Source organism: Xanthovirga aplysinae (assembly GCF_009711365.1).
Taxonomy (GTDB): Bacteria; Bacteroidota; Bacteroidia; order Cytophagales; family Cyclobacteriaceae; genus Xanthovirga; species Xanthovirga aplysinae.
Genome location: NZ_SMMB01000722.1, coordinates 1 through 3,493 on the forward strand (window position 1 = coordinate 1; position 3,493 = coordinate 3,493).

Here is a 3,493-nt window from a genome sequence, read left to right on the forward strand (position 1 = left end):
TTTTAATCCATAAGTTGTCTTTGGGCTTTACCTTTCTTAGCCAACATAACACCCCAATTTTTCCCAAAACCATTTGACACATGTCCAACTTTTGCACTTACCAGCACTTCTAAAATTCCACTCTTTATTCTAAAATTTCATATCAGCTGTGAGGTTTATGTTTCCCGTTCCATCAAGCTCCAACTCTAAGAATAAATTTTAGTTTGATTTTCATTATTCATAAACATTCTTATCCTCTTGCTGTTCTATCCTTAAATAAGAGAAATAGGAGTTCTGAAGAAGGGAAAGGGGCTGTTAAGTGAAGTTGAAAGAAGAAAAGTGGAGAATTGAAAGCCTTGATTTTAAATGGTGGAGGGCGTATGGAGTACACCTTTTCCTTTTGCATTTTTTAATTTTGCTTTTTTGTTATCTCATGTTTAAGGCTGATGGAGGTATTCCCCCCTAATCTCTATTCGTAATGCTTTTACCTAAATCTAATCATTTATTTAAAGAGAATATTTTATCAATGTGAATATAGGCTGACCGTTGGGATACCTTTGTTTTGAAATAGTATTGAACCTATAAATTTCATTTAAATAAGTTTTAAAGCCTTACCGTTGCTTTAAATAAGGCCACTTCCTTCTCACATTTGAACAAGAGGGACTCAGTAGAGTATTGGCTTTTTTATAGAAAAGAACACTTTAAATCATTTCTAAAATAAAAATAGTTCAAGATGAAACTTAAAATTCTATTATTTGGTGCGTTTTGTTTTATGGCATCTTTGGCTTTAGCTCAGCAAAATGAGAGTATAGTCAAACAGTTTGGAAAAGATAATGAGGCTAATGTGGATCAGGATGGAGAAGAACTGACTTCGAAAATTTTACAAGTAGGAATAAGCAATACTGCAACCGTTAATCAGGAAGACCTTGGTAATTTTTCTGTTATCGAGCAATATGGAATGATGAATAGGGCGGAGGTTGTTCAAAAAGGAGAATCCAACTTCTCTTTTTCTTCTCAGTATGGTGCCGATAATCAGGTAATTGTTCAAAATAAAGCAGGAAAAAACCTTAGGTTTTATGCTTTACAATACGGCATGAGCAATAACATCTTTCAAGAAGCTGATGAAACGGGCAATCCAAGTGAAGATGTGACCATGGTTGCAAAACAGTTTGGAATAAGTAATTCTATAGATCAAGTAACTTTTGACTCAAAGTATAGTTTTGGTTCTGTTGTTCAAATTGGTAAGGATAATACCTCTATTCAGCAGGTTGTTGGAGAAAACCAGTTTTTTTCTGCTATAGTAAGGGGGATAAATAATACCACAACACAATTTTATTTGGGGGGGTCTAATAACGTGGGGACGATGTACGTCCATGGAAAAGGGAATGGTGGCAGTCAATTTTTGGTTGGCAACCTGACAACAAAAGATAATTTTTTAAAACTAGTTACCATAGGAAATGCTAATACTAGTGAGCAACAAATTTTCGGAACTAATATTGGAGTTGAAAATTCCACCTCTCAGGTCTATCAGTTTGGGGATGAAAATACTTCTAGTACCCTTCAATTTGAGCAAGTGGGGTCGGAAATCTATATTTCTCAATATGGTGATGGCAATATGGCTGATGCCGAACAAATGTCAGGAGAGGGAAACCGCATTTTTATTCATCAAAAAGGAAAGGGAAACAGCGCCACAGTGAATCAAGAAGGGGATTTTCACTACGTTAAGGTCTATCAGAGGGGAATGAACAACACTATTGAAATTAGCCAAAAAGGGAGCTCATCTGGAAATTAAGGGTAGGGTAAAACATTTCGATTAATTTGTACCCTATGTAATTATCATTAAGGCATCGAGCTTTTGAGCTGATGCCTTTTTTCTGTGGGTTTAAAAAGGGTTGGGGTATAAAACTGGGCCCTAAGAATTGGTCACTAAGACTTCTATATTTCATATCTACTCCCTCAATATCTCATTTTCATTTTGAATTCCTTTCTCAAAACAGTCAAGATTATAAATGGTGGTTTCAGAAATATTTTTTAGGGCGGTATCCGTAAGAAAGGCTTGATGACTTGTAATCAGAACATTTTTAAAGGTCATTAATCGTGCAATGGTGTCATCCTGCAGGATATCCTCCGAATGGTCTTCAAAAAACAAACCTTCTTCTTCCTCATAAACATCTAATCCAATAGCACCAATGTGCCCTGTTTTAAGGCCTTGAATGACAGCTTTGGTATTTACCAAACCACCTCTGCTGGTATTAATTAACATTACTCCGACTTTCATCCTTTTTATGGCCTGCTCATCAATAAGGTATCGAGTGTTTTCTGTCAAAGGGAGGTGAAGAGATACAATATCGGAATCTTTCAATAAGGTTTGGTAGTCGGTATATTTTACGTTAAAGTCTTGAATAAGCTTTTTATTTTCTTCTCGGTCATGGGCCAAAATACGACAACCAAATCCATGGAGAATACGAGCTAAAACACTTCCAATTTTTCCAGTTCCCACAATTCCAACTGTTTTTCCATTCATGTCAAACCCAACCAAGCCATCAAGGGAAAAATTCAAGTCCATGATTCTATGGTGTGCTCGAATTAGCTTTCGATTTAATGCAAGAATTAAAGCAACCGTATGTTCCGCTATGGCATATGGGGAATAGGCCGGTACACGAGTCACCTTCATTTTTAATTCCTTGGCCTTATTTAGATCCACGTGATTAAAGCCGGCAGAACGAAGAGCTAGGTATTTTACTCCCTTCTTATATAGGGATTCCAAAACGGCTGCGTTGGCCTTGTCGCCGGTAAAAATACAAATGGCTTGACACCCCTTTGCTAATGAAGCTGTTGTCTCTGACAGTCTTTCTTCCAACAGGACAAGGTGATGTTTTTCGGCATTAGCTTTGAGTATAAAATCCCTTTCAAAGTTATGTATGCTGTATACAGCTACTTTCATCGTGGTAGGTTTAAGGTGTTATTAGACTTTTCTCTATTCTTAGCTTATTATCTGGTAATTTATAGCCCAAGGAGTGTTAAGCTAAAAAAGTTCATCTGACTTCATCATTTTAATCTGAATTGGAAGAATGAAGTCAGAGCACCTATAATTGCTAGGCTTAAATTCCACATAAGGAATACACAATGAATAATGCAAGGTCTCCCAAAAACATGTGCGTTTTAAAAACATCCCTTGTTCAAAAATGAACATAAATTTTATTGGCACCATTTGAAAATATGGCTCTAAAGGCTGTATAAGCCTTTTTTATACTTTATGGCACAACAGTTGAATTATGGTTGGCACAAACGAAAAAACAAAACCAAAAAATATACAGCTATGAAAACTCAATCAGTAAACAACAAAAAATCAATAAGCATTATGTCATTTGTAGGAGCCTTCGCTTTAATCTTAAGCCTTTCAGCCTTTACTGGAAATGTTAAAAAAGCAGATATTACTGCAATAGAAATGTCGTCTGAAATGATCATGAGTCCTGAGGAGGAATTAGCCCTTGCAAATGAAGTACTGAGCCCA

3 protein-coding genes are annotated in these 3,493 nt (G+C 36.1%); 2 read left to right on the forward strand and 1 reads right to left on the reverse strand.

The genetic code is table 11. The features are described 5' to 3' along the window. Positions 1-712 precede the first annotated feature (712 nt). On the forward strand, positions 713-1,771 hold the full coding sequence (locus E1171_RS04630; RefSeq protein WP_155204566.1) for a hypothetical protein: 1,059 nt from the start codon (positions 713-715) through the stop codon (positions 1,769-1,771). A gap of 156 nt (positions 1,772-1,927) precedes the next feature. On the opposite strand, the gene E1171_RS04635 is transcribed toward E1171_RS04630, so the two are convergent. Further along, entirely contained in the window at positions 1,928-2,923 is a 996-nt protein-coding gene (locus E1171_RS04635; protein ID WP_155204568.1) for a 2-hydroxyacid dehydrogenase, read from the reverse strand. 375 nt (positions 2,924-3,298) lie between these two features. Between E1171_RS04635 and E1171_RS04640 the strand changes: the two genes are divergently transcribed. Continuing rightward, on the forward strand, positions 3,299-3,493 hold a 195-nt coding region (locus E1171_RS04640), incomplete at its 3' end, for a hypothetical protein (RefSeq protein ID WP_155204570.1).

Coding starts and splice junctions, on each gene's coding strand:
- E1171_RS04630 (WP_155204566.1), top strand. CDS start 713: ATGAAACTTAAAATTCTATTATTTGGTGCGTTTTGTTTTATGGCATCT.
- E1171_RS04635 (WP_155204568.1), bottom strand. CDS start 2,923: ATGAAAGTAGCTGTATACAGCATACATAACTTTGAAAGGGATTTTATA.